We start from the raw sequence: 14099 nt of genomic DNA, 5'->3' as shown, positions 1-14099 counted from the left end.
AATTATACACTTTAAAGACTTTTATTTTCTTTATTTTTAAAAAAATGTTTGAAAAATTCTTTAGAGCGATGTTAAAGGTTGTTAGAAGTTAAAATTTTGTAAAATATTTCTATTAATTTAGGGGCGATTATGAGAACAGACTGGTTAAAAACTAGAGCAAATGACGCTACACCAACTCAGATGTATTATGCTAAAAAAGGCATTATAACGCCTGAAATGGAATATGTAGCAAAGGTTGAGGGCTTAGAGGCTGAGTTTGTGCGTGAGTGCGTGGCTGTGGGGCGTATGATAATCCCTGCAAACATAAATCACACAAACCTAACTCCAATGGCAATCGGCATAGACGCAAAGACAAAGGTAAATGCAAATATCGGCAACTCAAGTCTTGCAAGTGATATAGACGGCGAGCTTGAAAAGCTAAATTTGTGCCTTAAATACGGTGCTGACACGGTTATGGATCTATCAACTGGTGGTGATCTTGATAAGATCAGAAAAGCTATTATTAAAAATTCAACCATTCCAATCGGCACAGTGCCTATGTATCAGATAATCCACGATGTAAAAGATGTTGAAAACTTAAGCATAGAAGTTATGCTTAAAGTGCTTGAAAAACAGGCCAAACAGGGTGTTAGTTACTTTACGATACACGCTGGATTTTTACTTAAATTTATGCCGCTCATTCCAAAGCGTAAAATGGGCATAGTAAGTCGTGGCGGGAGCCTTATGGCTACTTGGATGATGCACTATCATAAAGAAAATCCATTCTACGAAGCCTTTGATGAAATTTGCGATATTTGTGCCAAATATGATGTAGCACTTTCCCTTGGCGATAGTTTGCGTCCGGGCTGTTTGCACGATGCCACTGATGAGGCTCAGCTAAGTGAGCTAAAAGTCCTTGGTGAGCTGACACTTAGAGCGTGGCAGAAAAATGTGCAAGTCATGGTCGAGGGTCCCGGACACGTGCCACTAAATCAGATTGAATATAACGTCAAAATCCAGCAAGAGTGGTGTCATAACGCACCATTTTATGTGCTAGGACCACTTCCTACTGATATAGGTGCTGGATATGATCATATCACAAGTGCGATAGGCGGGGCGATGGCGGCGTATCACGGCGTGGCTATGCTTTGCTATGTTACACCAAAAGAGCATTTAGGGCTTCCAACGGCTGCTGATGTAAGGGACGGCATAATCGCTCACAAAATCGCCGCTCACTCAGCTGATGTGGCTCGTGGTAGGGTTGGTGCGATAGAGCGAGATCACGCGATGAGTGATGCAAGATGGGCGTTTGACTGGAACAAGCAGTTTGAGCTCGTACTTGATCCTGATAAGGCAAGAGAGCTACATGATGAGAGTTTGCCTGATGAGGGCTTTAAAAAGGCAGAGTTTTGCTCAATGTGTGGGCCTAAATTTTGTGCGTATAAAATTTCAAAAAATCTAATAAAGGAGAAAAATGCTAAGTAAAGAGCAAATTTTAGAGCGTTTAAAGGCGGTTATATACCCAGGTTTTGAAAAGGATATCGTGAGTTTTGGCTTTGTAAAAAATGTCGAAGCTGGCGAGAAGATAAAGATAGATGTTGAGATAGTTAGCTCAAGTGCCGATGTGGCAAATGAGTTAAGAGTTGAAATTTCTCGAGTTTTAGGCGGTGCGCAGGCGGAGATAAACATCATCCAGCCAAAAATGCCAGAGGAAAAATCAAACAGTCAAAGCGGTAAAAATATCGCTCCGCAGATTAGAAATTTCGTTATGGTAAGCTCTGGTAAAGGCGGTGTTGGCAAAAGTACAACTACGTTAAATTTAGCCATAAGCCTTGCAAAACTAGGCAAGAAAGTCGGGATTTTAGACGCTGACATTTACGGACCAAATATCCCAAGAATGCTCGGCGAAGTCGGCATTCAACCGCAGGTTGTCGGCAACAAGCTAAAGCCGATTTTATCGCATGGCGTTGAGATGATGAGTATGGGTGTGCTGATGGAGGAGGGCGCTAGCCTTATATGGCGTGGTTCGATGATCATGAAGGCTATCGAGCAGCTACTTCGCGATGTGCTTTGGAGTGAGCTTGATGTATTGCTTCTTGATATGCCTCCGGGTACGGGTGACGCGCAGCTTACTTTGGCTCAAAGTGTGCCAGTAACGGCTGGTGTGTGCGTGACAACCCCGCAAGTAGTCGCACTTGATGATAGCAAACGCGGACTTGATATGTTTGAAAAACTACACATCCCAATCGCTGGAATCGTTGAAAATATGAGCGGTTTCATCTGCCCTGATAACGGCAAGGAGTATGATATATTTGGCAAGGGCACGACTACTGAACTGTCTGAAATTTATAAGACGCAAATTTTAGCCCAAGTGCCGATAGAACCAGCTGTAAGAGTGGGTGGCGATAGCGGTAAGCCTGTGAGCTTTTATCAGCCTGAGAGCGTGACTGCAAAACGCTATGAAGAGGCTGCTAGAAAGCTTTGGGAGCAGATAGAAAAGATAAATGACGATGGCGGTGCGGACAACTCAAGCATACAACCCGTAATGGACGGCAAATCGGCTTGTAGCAAGTAAATTTAAATTTTAGCCCATTTTTGGGCTAAAATTTTAGCTTGATATTGTTATATATTTGTCTGCGACAAGGCAGATTTTCGTATATTATTCATTTTCTAGCATCCTATTTCTACATCTATTATGCCTCTATTTTGGGTATTTAACATTTAAAAATTTATCGTTTATTATGTTTTGGATTTTTATATGGTAATTACAGTTTGTGGCTTTTGAAATAAATTGGCTTGGCTGTAACCAATCATATTAAATACATAAATTCCTTACAAAAAGGCAAATAAGTGGGAAATAATCTATCGCAAAGAGACATTGCTGGAATTTTAAAAATAGACACCAAGACATTATACAACTGGCGTAAAAACAAACCAGAACTTTACCGTATAGTAATGCTTGGGTTTAAATTTGATGAGTTGTTAAAACAGAGTGAGAAAAATTTACAAGAGTTGCAAGAGCTTGCAGGTGAAAATCAAAAATTTAGGCTAAAGTAGTTTTAGCCTAAATTGTTTTTGATAAAATTACAAAAATAGGACTTAAACCTAATTTACTCCACAAATGGAAGTAGCTTTTTGTAGCCTAGTTCTCGCATTTTATCCACTGGGATAAACTCAAGTGCGGCGCCGTTTATGCAGTATCTTAAGCCTCCATTTTGAAGCGGTGCGTCATCAAACACATGCCCCAAGTGCGCGTCAGCCGTGCTTGAGCGAACCTCAGTGCGATTCATACCGTGCGATTTATCGGCTAGGTATTTTAAAGCGTCGGTTGTGATGGGTTTATAAAAGCTAGGCCAGCCACACCCAGCGTCAAATTTGTCCTTCGAGCTAAAAAGTGGTACGCGACTTATGATGTCTATGTATATGCCCTTTTCATCAAATTTATCAAACTCGCTTGAAAACGGCCTTTCAGTCGCGTTTTGCCTAGTCACGGCATAGCTTAACTCGCTCAGACTTGCCTTAAGCTCGGCGTCGCTTGGTAATTTGTCGGCGTTAAAAAGTGGCTCGTGTGCCATAGCTAGGTTGATGTGGCAGTAGCCGCCTGGGTTTTTATCAAGATAGTTTTGATGATACTCTTCAGCCAAGATATAGTGTCGAAGTGGCTCAAGCTCTATCACAACGGGCTTATCGTAGTCTTCTTGCAGGATTTCTAAGCTTTGTTTAGCTATCTTTTCGTGGGCTTTGTTGGTGTAGTAAATGCCCGTGCGATACTGCGTGCCGATGTCGTTACCTTGGCGGTTTAGGCTGGTTGGATCGATCACTCTAAAAAAGTGAAGTAAAATTTCAGCCAAATTTATACGGTTTGCGTCAAAGACGATGTGCATGGTTTCTGCGTGTTTGCTCTGCTTTAATCCGTGATAATCAGCACTTTCGCTTACGCCGTTTGCATAGCCTACGCTAGTCTCAATCACTCCAAAAATTTTATCAAAGTATCCTTGCATACCCCAAAAACACCCACCCGCTAGGTATATCTCATCTCTCATCTGCTCTCCTTTTTGATCTGCGTTTGCAAAAACTAGCAAAACGCACAGCGATAAAATACGCATAAACTTCATAGTTTTGCTCCTTTGTTTTATGTAAAGTTAGCAAAAATGGGCTAAAGGTTTTATGAAATTTGATAAAATCATATGAAAATTTACAAAAGGATAGGTATAAAGCTAAGGTGTTTTTTTGCTGGTATTTGTAAAAATTTTAAATTTTATAAGTTTAGAACTAAAATAGTATAATTATGTAAAATTTATAAAGGATATAGGGTGAAAAAGGGATTATTGGTGGTATCTTTGGCGGTGTTGCTTAGCGGGTGCTTTGCGAGTGATGTCAAAAACTTTAATAGTGAAAAGCTGGTGCGTTTTGAGACTGGTGGAAAGTAAACGCTAAGGGCGAAGTAGTAGTGCAACCTATATACGATAAACTGGACGAGTTTAGAGATGGACTGGCTGTGGCGTGTATGATCGATAAATGCGGATATATGGGCGTGGATACTAAGATAGCGATAGAGCTTAAGTATAAAAATGCGTCTAGTTTTGCTGATGGCAGGGCTTTGATGCCAATGGGTGAGATATTAGCCATCGATAAAAACGGAGCTGTAGTGGGCAAAATAGTGAGTGTGTATGACATTGGGATTTATAACGAAGGACTAACTGGGGTTGGGAAAAACGATAAATGGGGCTTTATAGACAAAAATGGCAAAGTTGTGGTGCCTTTGCAGTATGATGGTGCTAGAGATTTTAGCGAAGGTGTAGCATGGGTACAAATTTTTGATAAATGGATAATGATAGATAAAAATGGTAAATTTTTATAAATTTATGTTTTAGTGTGGATTGGGCTGAGGATTCAGCCCTGTTTTACTCTACCGTGACACTTTTGGCTAAATTTCGTGGCATATCGACATTGTTGCCAAGGCGCACAGAAATCTCAAGTGCGAAAATTTGAAGTATTATCATCATCTCGAAAAACTCGCTCATAGCGTGGCTTTGAGTGCTTGTCTTTATAAAATCATCGCTTAGCTCAAACTCCTCCGGGCTTATGGCTAGTATGTATGCGTCCCTTGCCGCTAGCTCTTCGACGTTGCTTTTGACCTTATCAAAAAGAGCGTTTTTTGGCATGAGTGCCACGGTAAATAGCCTCTCATCGGCTAGTGCGATAGGTCCGTGCTTCATCTCGCCGCTTGGATAGCCCTCGGCGTGAAGGTATGAAATTTCTTTTAGTTTCAGCGCCCCTTCAAGTGCGAGTGGGTAGAAAATGTCGCGTCCGATGAAGAAAAATCCATGCCCGTGTAGGTAGTGTTTGCTTAGGCGGTGAATTTTTTCTTGTAAATTTGTGTTGATGTTTAGGATTTGCGGGATGTGAAGTAGGGCTTTTATCTCGTTTTCAAGCTCGGTTTTGCCGATACTTGCCTTTGCGTTTGCCATCTGTAAAACTAGCATCCAAAGCGTGATGACCTGCGTTGCGAACGCCTTTGTGCTAGCCACACCCTTTTCGATACCGGCGCGTGTGAGTAGGGTGGTGTCGGCTAGGCGAACGATAGAGCTGTTATCGACGTTACAGATGGCTAGGGTTTTTAGCCCTGCATTTTTGGCGATTTTTAGGGCTTCAAGCGTGTCTGCTGTTTCGCCACTTTGAGAGATCACGATAAAAAGGGCGTTTTTGTTTAGTTTTGGGCTTCGGTAGCGAAACTCACTTGCGATCTCGACCTTGGCTCTAGTGTCTGCAAGCCTTTCAAAAAGATACGAGGCGGCAAGAGCTGCGTGATAGCTCGTGCCACACGCACAAAGCACGATATCGTCGATGTTTTTTAGATACTCATCGTCTAAATTTTCAAGCTTTATCCTATCATCTTTTACGCGTCCCATTATGCACTCGGCTACGACGGTGCTTTGCTCGTAAATTTCTTTCTCCATGAAAAATTTATAACCCTCTTTTTGTGCGTAGCTTTTGTCTTTTGGTAGGGCGACAAAGCTTGGCATTACGCGTTTTGCGTTAGAGTAGGCAAAAATTTCACTCTCATTTATGAAACCATAGCTTTTATCATCTAGGTAAGCGACTTCACTTGCAACGCCGATAAGTGCCGCGTCAGATGAGGCAAACATCAAACCGCCGTCATTTGCCTTTGCGATCGCCATAGGAGCAGCGTCTTTGGCAAAGAAAATTTTACCCGGCTCGGTTTTTGTTATAAGCAAGGTGGCGTAAGCTCCGTGCAGACGTTTTATCGTAGCTTCGTATGCGTTAAATGCGTCTTTTAGCTCTTTTAAATTCTCTTCAAAAAGATGAACGATGACTTCGGTATCGGTTTGGCTTAGAAATTTCACGCCCTTTGCTTCAAGCTCGGCTTTTAGCTCGGCGTAGTTTTCTATAATGCCGTTATGCACGACAAATGAGTGCTCTCCAAGGTGCGGGTGGGCGTTGATCTCGGTTGGTTTGCCATGCGTCGCCCATCTGGTGTGACCGATCGCCACGCCAAAGCCATCTGAGCTAAATTCCTTCGTCTTTTGGGCTAAATTTTCAAGCTTTCCCACAGCCTTAAAATACTCTAACTTATCATCGCTCATCACGGCTATACCCGCACTATCGTATCCGCGGTATTCTAGCTCTTTTAGTCCGCTTAAAATCACATTTTTTTTCTCATTTTGTCCGATGTATCCGACTATTCCACACATTTTTACTCGCTTGTTATTTGATTTAAAATTTTATCCCAATTATAGCACAAACTATCATCTTTGCTTATTAAAAGCAGGTTTCTTGTGCGATTTTTTATGGTTTGTATGCGAGCGCTTGCGATATTTGCGCTATTTTTTGCCAAAATTCCCATCACATGAGCCATGAGTCCTCGTTGATCTTTTGCATTTATGTTAAGTTTTGCGTACTCTTGAGAGTGGTTTAGGTCAAATACTAGCTCATCTTTTGAGATAATTATCTTTTTGCCTTTTGGCTCATCTTTGCTTTGCAAAGCCATTTTTGCAGTGTTTTCAAGCTCCTTTAGTTCGGCAGTCTTAGCGTTTTTATTAAACTCAAGTTTTATGTAAAATTTATCCTCAAAAAGCTCAAATATCTCCATATATGCGAGGTCAAAATTTGCTAGATTAAAAAGAAGCATAGCTAAGTTTACACGCTCATTTGAGATGATTATAAGGCTTAAATTTTGCTTATTTTTAAGTTCGACATAGAGATTTTTGCTATTATTTGCTAGCTTTGCTAGCTCGATGATCTCACTGGCTGAGTATTTTGCAAATAATAAATTTGAAGTTATCTTAAAAATTTTATCTTTCAGCTCATCTGTTAAAATCAAAAACTCATCATTTCTGCGTATGCTTTGCTCTTTTTTAACCCTTCTTGTTGCTTCATCAAGCAGACCTTCATCTTCAAAACTCTCCAGTGAAATCTCATAGAGTTCATGTAAAAGCTTTGCCGTGTAGTTGTTGTAAAGACTCTCGTCAGTAGCATTCATCACGCAGTATGTAAGGATATATAGTAGTTTTAATGCCTGCTTTTCGCCCAAATTTGAGATAAAGCTAAATATCATGCGTTGTGAGTATATATCCTCTCTGTTTGCCACATTTGCCATAAGAGTGTGGTGCTTTATCAGCGTAACGCCCATATTTACGGCTTCACTGCTAAGTTCTAATTTGTTTGCGTATGCCCTAAAGATGTTTGCTCCAACACTGCTATGCTCACCTCCAAGCCCCTTTCCAACATCATGCATAAGTGCAACAAGCTTTAACATCAGCTTGCCCTGCATACAAAGGTCGGCGTAGAGAGATTTTATGAATTTATCTTTTATGTTTTCTAAAAATTTTACACTCAAAATGCTGTGCTCATCGACGCTAAATTTGTGATAGCCATCGTACTCGCCAAGCCCTATAATGTGCTCTAGTGGCTTTATAATAAGCCCGAGAACATCGGCATCAAGTAGTGCCTTTAAAATACAATGTGAGTTGTTGCGTAAGAATAGTTTTTTTAGCTCACCAGCAACGCTATCTAGCTCATCTTTGTTAAATTTTAGTCTTTTTATGTAAAAAATGGCACTTATATCAAACTTTAGCTCTATATCTCTAAGCTCATTTAACTCGCTAAGCAGCTGTTTTAGGCTTGTTGGAGTGTTGTGAAGCGATGAGAAGATAGAGTTTTGTATCTGATAAAAGCCACTATTTTGGCGGGCAATTTTTTTCTCATTTAAGCTTAATTTGTTTGAATTTTCTCTAGTTATTACTGCTGCACAAAAACGCACAAAAGTGCCGATATTTAGCATAGAATTTAGCATTTTTTGGCTTATAACGCCCTCTGTGTCTAGACTTTTTTTGCTCTTTGTTTGAAGTAGTTGTGTTACACTATTAACACACTCTGCACTAAATTTATCGCTGTTTTGGGTCAAATTTAAGGCTGAGCGTAGACTTAAAAGAAAGTCAGTGTTTAGATTAAATTGGCTTATTTGTTTTTCGTTTATAAACTCAAGAGAGCTTAGGCGAGCATTGTTTTCGCTATTTTTAGTTGCTAAAATGCAGTTAAAGTGCCAAATTTCGTTCAGCCCGCCAAAGTCAGCCTTTATATCTGGGGTTTGGTTTAGCGGTTTTGAAATTTCAAATGGCATCAAGGCTTTTGCGTGATAGTTTAAAAGCTCATCTTTTTTGTGCTCTTTTGTACGGTTTATCTCATTTCTAACGCCCTTATACAGGGCTTTTGACCCACAGATATAGCGCACTATACAAAGGGAGCTTTTGGCTTTTATATCATCTTTGTAGGTGTAAAAAATTTCATCTATATCATGAGATTTTATTTTTAGATTTAAATTTAGCGTCTCAAGCTCGTTACTTAGGGCTTTTATGAAGGTTTTTGTGTTGTAGCCTTGAGTATTTTTGTAGGTAATTAAAATTTCAAGCTCTGAGTTTATGCTAATAAGGTTTTGTGCGAATTTCCCGCTTGCCAGCAGGCTTACTGGGAAGTTTTCGGCACTTGGCATAAAGTTTTCAAAAAACTCTACCATAAGCTTAGAAAAAACTTCTTGAAGCTGTTCGTCGATATTTTTTGTTAGAAAATTTACAAAATTTCTGCCCTGCGTTTTTTGCAACTGCTTAGAAAATTTTTTATCCGTTTGAACCATATTTAGCCACTTTTGTTAAAAATTTTTCTCAATAATACTAAAATTTTGCTAAATTTAAAACTCATTTTAATATAATCTGCAAATTAGTTTTATAAAAGTGGGAAGAAATTTGAATATATTACAAAAACTAGAAAATGGCGTTAGGCTTGAGGCAAGTGACGCACTTTTGCTTTATGATCTTGATCTTTTTGAGCTTGGTAAATTTGCATTTAAAAAACGCAGCGAGCTTTATGCAAACAAGGTCTTTTTTAACTCAAATCGCCATATAAATCCAACAAATATCTGTGCTGATGTGTGCAAATTTTGTGCTTTTTCAGCCCATAGGAAAAATCCAAATCCATACAAAATGAGCCATGATGAGATCATGAAGGTTGTTGATGAGAGCGTGCAAAATGGAGCTGACGAGATACATATAGTCTCAGCACACAACGCTGATAGCTCGTGGGAGTGGTATCTTGAGATATTTAAAAAGATAAAAGAGAAGTATCCAAATTTGCATGTTAAGGCTATGACCGCGGCTGAGATAGACTTTTTATCTAGAAAAAATGCTATGAGCTATGATGAGGTCATAGAAAAGATGTTAGAATACGGCGTAGATAGCATGCCTGGCGGTGGGGCGGAAATTTTTGACGAGGGCGTGAGGGCTAAAATTTGCAAAGGCAAAGTAAGTAGCGAAAACTGGCTTAAGATACATGAAAAATGGCACAAAAAAGGTAAATTTAGTAACGCCACTATGCTTTTTGGGCATATCGAAAGTAGAGAACATCGTATCGATCATATGCTTAGGATTAGAGCTTTGCAAGATCAAACTCACGGCTTTAATGCCTTTATACCGCTTGTTTATCAAAGAGAAAATAACTACTTAAAAGATGTTAAAATTCTAGGCTCGGTGGAGATTTTAAAAACTATCGCTATCTCGCGTTTAGTTCTTGATAATGTAGCGCACATCAAGGCTTACTGGGCCACTTCGACGCTAAATTTAGCTATGATAGCACAGGAGTTTGGCGCAGATGATCTTGATGGAACGATCCAAAAAGAGAGCATACAAAGTGCTGCTGGTGCGGCAAGTGCAAATGGCGTAAGACTAAAGGATTTTTGTGATCTTATAAAAAGCTCAGGCTATATACCAGTGCTTCGTGATAGCCTTTATAATGAACTTAAAATTTACTAAAAGGAGAAAAGTTGGATTATTTTAAACTCAAAGAGCATCAAACGAGTGTAAAACAAGAATTTAACGCTGGTTTGACGACATTTTTAGCGATGGTTTATATCGTGCCAGTAAATGCCATCATAATGAGCAAAACCGGCATGCCTATTGACGCATTAATCAGCGCAACAGCTCTTATCACCGTTATCTCAACTGTTTTAAATGGACTTTGGTCAAATACGCCAGTTGCCATGAGTGTTGGAATGGGGCTAAATGCTTATTTTACATTTGGGCTTGTGCTGGGTATGCAAGTGCCGTGGCAGACAGCTCTTGGCGTTGTATTTTTGTCGGGAATTTTGTTTGTGGCATTATCATTTACAAATTTTCGTGTTTGGGTTATAAAAGCTATACCGCTTGATCTTCGTCGAGCCATAAGTGCTGGTATAGGCACTTTTATAAGTTTTGTTGGGCTTCAGCAAATGGGTTTGATAGTAAATAATGATGCTGTTTTGGTTGGACTTGGAAATTTAAAAGATAGCAATGTTTTACTCGGAGTTTTTGGGCTTGTGCTTGTTATAGCATTTTGGGCATATAAAATAAAGGGGGCTTTTATACTTGCTGTTTTTGCAACTTCTATGGTTGCTTGGATTTTTGGTATCACGCCATACCCAACTGAAATTTTCTCTCTTACAACATCGTTTGCACCGATATTTTTAGAGCTTGATGTAAAAGGCGTGCTCTTTGATGCTGCTGGAAATTTCACTCTTGCATTGCTGCCAGTTGTCTTGGTCTTTTTGGTTACTGACCTTTTTGACTCAGTTGGAACACTAACTGGTATAGGAACTAGAGCTGGGATATTTGATGATAGTAAAATGGAAGGCTCGGCTAAGCTTCAAAAGACTTTAGAGGTTGATGCTGTGGCTACTGTAACTGGTTCGTTAATGGGCGTAAGTACCACGACTGCATTTGTTGAGAGCACAAGTGGCGTAGAGCAGGGTGGCAGGACTGGACTTACAGCTGTTTTTTGTGGTCTTTTATTTGGACTTACGCTATTTATGCTACCACTATTTAAGGCCATACCATCAAATGCTATATATCCAGTACTTGTGATGGTTGGTGTGCTTATGTTTTCAGAGGTTAGTAGGATAAATTTTGAAGACTCGGCTACAACGATAGCTACATTTTTTATAGTTACCTTAATGCCTCTTACTTATTCTATCACAAATGGCTTGGCTGCAGGCTTCTTGGCGTATTTGGTTGTAAAGATAATAAAACGCGAATGGAGTGAGGTAAATTTAGGAGTTGGCGTGCTTGCCGCGATAAGTTTTGTTGTATTTTTGGTTCATTAAGGGGTAGAAGTGATATATTATTCATATGAAGAATTTGCTGTTGATGTAGAGAAGATGGCTAGGCAGATAAGGGGTGAATTTGCGCCCGAAGCACTAGTGGCAATAGCTCGTGGCGGACTTACTTTGGGACACTCGCTAGCTGTTGCTTTGGAAAATAGAAATCTTTTTGCATTAAATTCCATCCACTATGATGACACGAATAAACTTGACACCATTGATGTTTTTAACATCCCTGATTTGTCGAAATTTAAGAGTATTTTGTTGATTGATGACATAATAGACAGTGGCGAGAGTATGGTCGAGATAAAACGCAGACTGCTTTTGTTATATCCAAATTTGCAAATAAAAGTAGCAACCGTTTTTTATAAGTCAAAAGCGTTAATGCAACCTGATTATAGCGTCAAAGAGGCGACCGAGTGGGTTGAGTTTTTTTGGGATATAAAGATAAAGTAGGTGTAAATGAATAGCGAAAAAGGGCAGGGTGTGGTAAAAAATGAGTATAAATTTTTAGCACTCATCTGCCTTTTTGACCTTGCTTTTTTACTCATTTGTGCTAAATTTTTAAGCATAAGCTACTATGAGGCGGTGATATATTTTAACAAAAATGATGCCATAGGTTATGTGGTGAGAGCTAGTACGGCACTCTTAGGACAAAATGACTTTGCTCTTCGTTTGCCGATTGTGATTTTGCACTTTGTAAGCATTTTGCTTATATATAAACTTAGTAAATTTTACCTAAAAAATAGCACGGACAGGCTGGCTAGCGTTGCGGTTTTTATCTTGCTTCCTGGCACTCTAGCCAGCGCTCTTATCGTAAATAACGCTGCTCTTTGCATTTGTGTAGTGCTTTTGCTTTTATATCTTTTTCATTTAAATTTAAAGTTAGCTTTTTATATTGTTTTAGCTTTATCGTTTTTTTTAAATAGTGATTTTTTGGTAGTTTACGCTGCTTTTTTTATCTATGGTATAAGCAAAAAAGACCCTCATCTTATCTGGAGTAGTGCACTTTTATTTTTGGCTACTTTTTATATCTTTGGTTTTGATACTGGTGGGCACCCAAGCGGACATTTTGCTGATACTTTTGGTATTTTTGCTGCAGTTTTTTCGCCGTTTGTATTTTTTTATTTTATCTATACTATCTATAGAATTTGGGTTAAGGAGAGTAAAAGTCCTCTTTGGTTTGTCTGCGTAGGAGCATTTTGTTTTTGCATGGTGCTTTCATTAAGGCAAAAGTTAGAGCTTGAGGAGTTTTTGCCTTTTTGTGTGATTGCTACGCCATTAATGGTAAAGATGTTTTTTTCAAACTATAGAGTTAGATTGCCTAAATTTCGTGTGCGTTATAATATTTTAGCTGGATTTTTACTTATAAGCCTTTTGCTTAATTATCTTGCGATAGTATTAAATCCTATTTTTTATAATTTCTTAGATGAACCAAAAGATCATTTTGCCTATAAATTTCAAGGAACAAAAGAGCTTGCAAAGGCTTTGAAAAACGCTGGATATTTATTGGTTGATGCAGATGATAAAGAGGCTCTAAGGCTAAAATTTTATGGTATCCTAGATGGTAGCAAAAAACTTATTTTGGATGAAAGTGGTGATATAGTGGTAGAAATTTTTGGCAAAAAGGTTGCGAGCTATAGCTTAAAATAGCCATGAAAAGGGCATTTTCTTTTTTGGAAATAGTGCTTATTATAGTCATAATAGGCATCTTAACAACAATTTCTCTACCAAAACTTAAATTTTCATCAGAAAAATTTTTAACCGAACAAATTTTGATGCACCTTAGATATACTCAACAGCTTGCTATGCAAGATAGTAAGCTTAATCTTGGCGAAAACTGGCAAAAAAAGCGTTGGACTTTAGTTTTTGCAAACACCAAGCTAAGCACAAAAAGCTGCAATATCGATAGTGATAGAAGTCGGAAATACAGCATTTACTGGGATAATTCGATAAGTGGAAATCTAAATTCAAAATAAGAAGTCGCCAGAAATCCATTAAAAACTCATATGTATTTAAGCCCTGGATGGAGTGGAATTTCGTCTAGCGACTGTAAATTTATAAGCCCAGAACTAAATATAGGCAAAAAATATGGCGTAAGAAATGTTGTTTTGGAGGGTGGATGTAAGGGTGGGTTATCAATTAGTTTTGATGAGTTTGGTAGACCTATGATGGTTGTAAGTACAACTACTGGAGGCGGCGCCAAAAGAGGATATGATAGACTTTTAAAAGAGGATTGTAGGATAAATATAACAACATTAGATACTCAAATTTTAATAAATATTAACCATAGAACAGGTTTTGCATGTGCAATAGACCAAGAAACTAAAAAATGTAAGATGGATTAAAAATACTTCTGTTCTTAATGTAAGTAAACCCCAAATTTACTTACATCCCATTTTATCTCTAAGCTCATCTTATTACTATATATTATATATTTCTACACTGTTTTTAATATTTTTTCAACTTTTTA

Annotated in this window: 13 protein-coding genes; 10 read left to right on the top strand and 3 right to left on the bottom strand. The window is 38.7% G+C overall.

Annotated elements, in window-relative coordinates; all coding sequences use genetic code 11:
* Positions 1–129 precede the first annotated feature (129 nt).
* The 3 genes from thiC (at position 130) to LQV35_RS08150 (ending at position 3036) form a co-directional block, all read left to right on the top strand.
* Positions 130–1464, top strand: a complete 1335-nt coding sequence (gene thiC / locus LQV35_RS08160; RefSeq protein ID WP_230057387.1) for a phosphomethylpyrimidine synthase ThiC — start codon at positions 130–132, stop codon at positions 1462–1464.
* The gene (locus LQV35_RS08155) at positions 1454–2554 is read left to right on the top strand and encodes an Mrp/NBP35 family ATP-binding protein (RefSeq protein ID WP_230057386.1); all 1101 of its coding nucleotides are present in this window, start codon (positions 1454–1456) and stop codon (positions 2552–2554) included. The genes thiC and LQV35_RS08155 overlap by 11 nt, the downstream gene beginning before the upstream one ends.
* A gap of 275 nt (positions 2555–2829) precedes the next feature.
* The gene (locus LQV35_RS08150) at positions 2830–3036 is read left to right on the top strand and encodes a transcriptional regulator (protein ID WP_230057385.1); all 207 of its coding nucleotides are present in this window, start codon (positions 2830–2832) and stop codon (positions 3034–3036) included.
* Between the two features lie 53 nt (positions 3037–3089).
* Here LQV35_RS08150 and msrB read toward each other — a convergent pair whose 3' ends face one another.
* On the bottom strand, positions 3090–4094 hold the full coding sequence (gene msrB, locus LQV35_RS08145; protein WP_230057384.1) for a peptide-methionine (R)-S-oxide reductase MsrB: 1005 nt from the start codon (positions 4092–4094) through the stop codon (positions 3090–3092).
* Positions 4095–4429: 335 nt separating this feature from the next.
* On the opposite strand from msrB, the gene LQV35_RS08140 reads away from it, so the two are divergent.
* A complete protein-coding gene (locus tag LQV35_RS08140) occupies positions 4430–4840 on the top strand; it encodes a WG repeat-containing protein (RefSeq protein ID WP_230057383.1) in 411 nt (136 codons plus the stop codon).
* A 43-nt stretch (positions 4841–4883) separates the two neighbouring features.
* On the opposite strand, the gene glmS is transcribed toward LQV35_RS08140, so the two are convergent.
* A complete protein-coding gene (gene glmS, locus LQV35_RS08135) occupies positions 4884–6695 on the bottom strand; it encodes a glutamine--fructose-6-phosphate transaminase (isomerizing) (RefSeq protein ID WP_230057382.1) in 1812 nt (603 codons plus the stop codon).
* Positions 6696–6697: 2 nt separating this feature from the next.
* The gene (locus LQV35_RS08130; protein ID WP_230057381.1) at positions 6698–9133 is read right to left on the bottom strand and encodes an HD domain-containing protein; all 2436 of its coding nucleotides are present in this window, start codon (positions 9131–9133) and stop codon (positions 6698–6700) included.
* 109 nt (positions 9134–9242) lie between these two features.
* Here LQV35_RS08130 and mqnE point away from each other — a divergent pair, with 109 nt between their 5' ends.
* The 6 genes from mqnE to LQV35_RS08100 are packed head-to-tail and all read left to right on the top strand — an operon-like array spanning position 9243 to position 13974.
* Complete coding sequence (gene mqnE, locus LQV35_RS08125) at positions 9243–10304, top strand: aminofutalosine synthase MqnE (RefSeq protein WP_230057380.1); 1062 nt, start codon at positions 9243–9245, stop codon at positions 10302–10304.
* Positions 10305–10315: 11 nt separating this feature from the next.
* Positions 10316–11629 (top strand): NCS2 family permease, encoded by a 1314-nt coding sequence (locus LQV35_RS08120; protein WP_230057379.1) that lies wholly within the window; start codon positions 10316–10318, stop codon positions 11627–11629.
* A 9-nt stretch (positions 11630–11638) separates the two neighbouring features.
* Positions 11639–12082 (top strand): phosphoribosyltransferase, encoded by a 444-nt coding sequence (locus tag LQV35_RS08115; protein WP_230057378.1) that lies wholly within the window; start codon positions 11639–11641, stop codon positions 12080–12082.
* 6 nt (positions 12083–12088) lie between these two features.
* A complete protein-coding gene (locus LQV35_RS08110) occupies positions 12089–13279 on the top strand; it encodes a glycosyltransferase family 39 protein (RefSeq protein WP_230057377.1) in 1191 nt (396 codons plus the stop codon).
* 23 nt (positions 13280–13302) lie between these two features.
* Positions 13303–13605 carry a hypothetical protein gene (locus LQV35_RS08105; RefSeq protein ID WP_230057376.1) on the top strand — a complete coding sequence of 101 codons (303 nt, stop codon included), beginning with the start codon at positions 13303–13305 and terminating at the stop codon, positions 13603–13605.
* Positions 13606–13635: 30 nt separating this feature from the next.
* Positions 13636–13974 carry a hypothetical protein gene (locus tag LQV35_RS08100; RefSeq protein WP_230057375.1) on the top strand — a complete coding sequence of 113 codons (339 nt, stop codon included), beginning with the start codon at positions 13636–13638 and terminating at the stop codon, positions 13972–13974.
* Positions 13975–14099 lie beyond the last annotated feature (125 nt).

Source organism: Campylobacter suis (assembly GCF_905120475.1).
GTDB lineage: Bacteria > Campylobacterota > Campylobacteria > Campylobacterales > Campylobacteraceae > Campylobacter_A > Campylobacter_A suis.
Note: the sequence above shows the minus strand (reverse complement) of the source record. Positions and strands in the feature narration are given on the sequence as shown.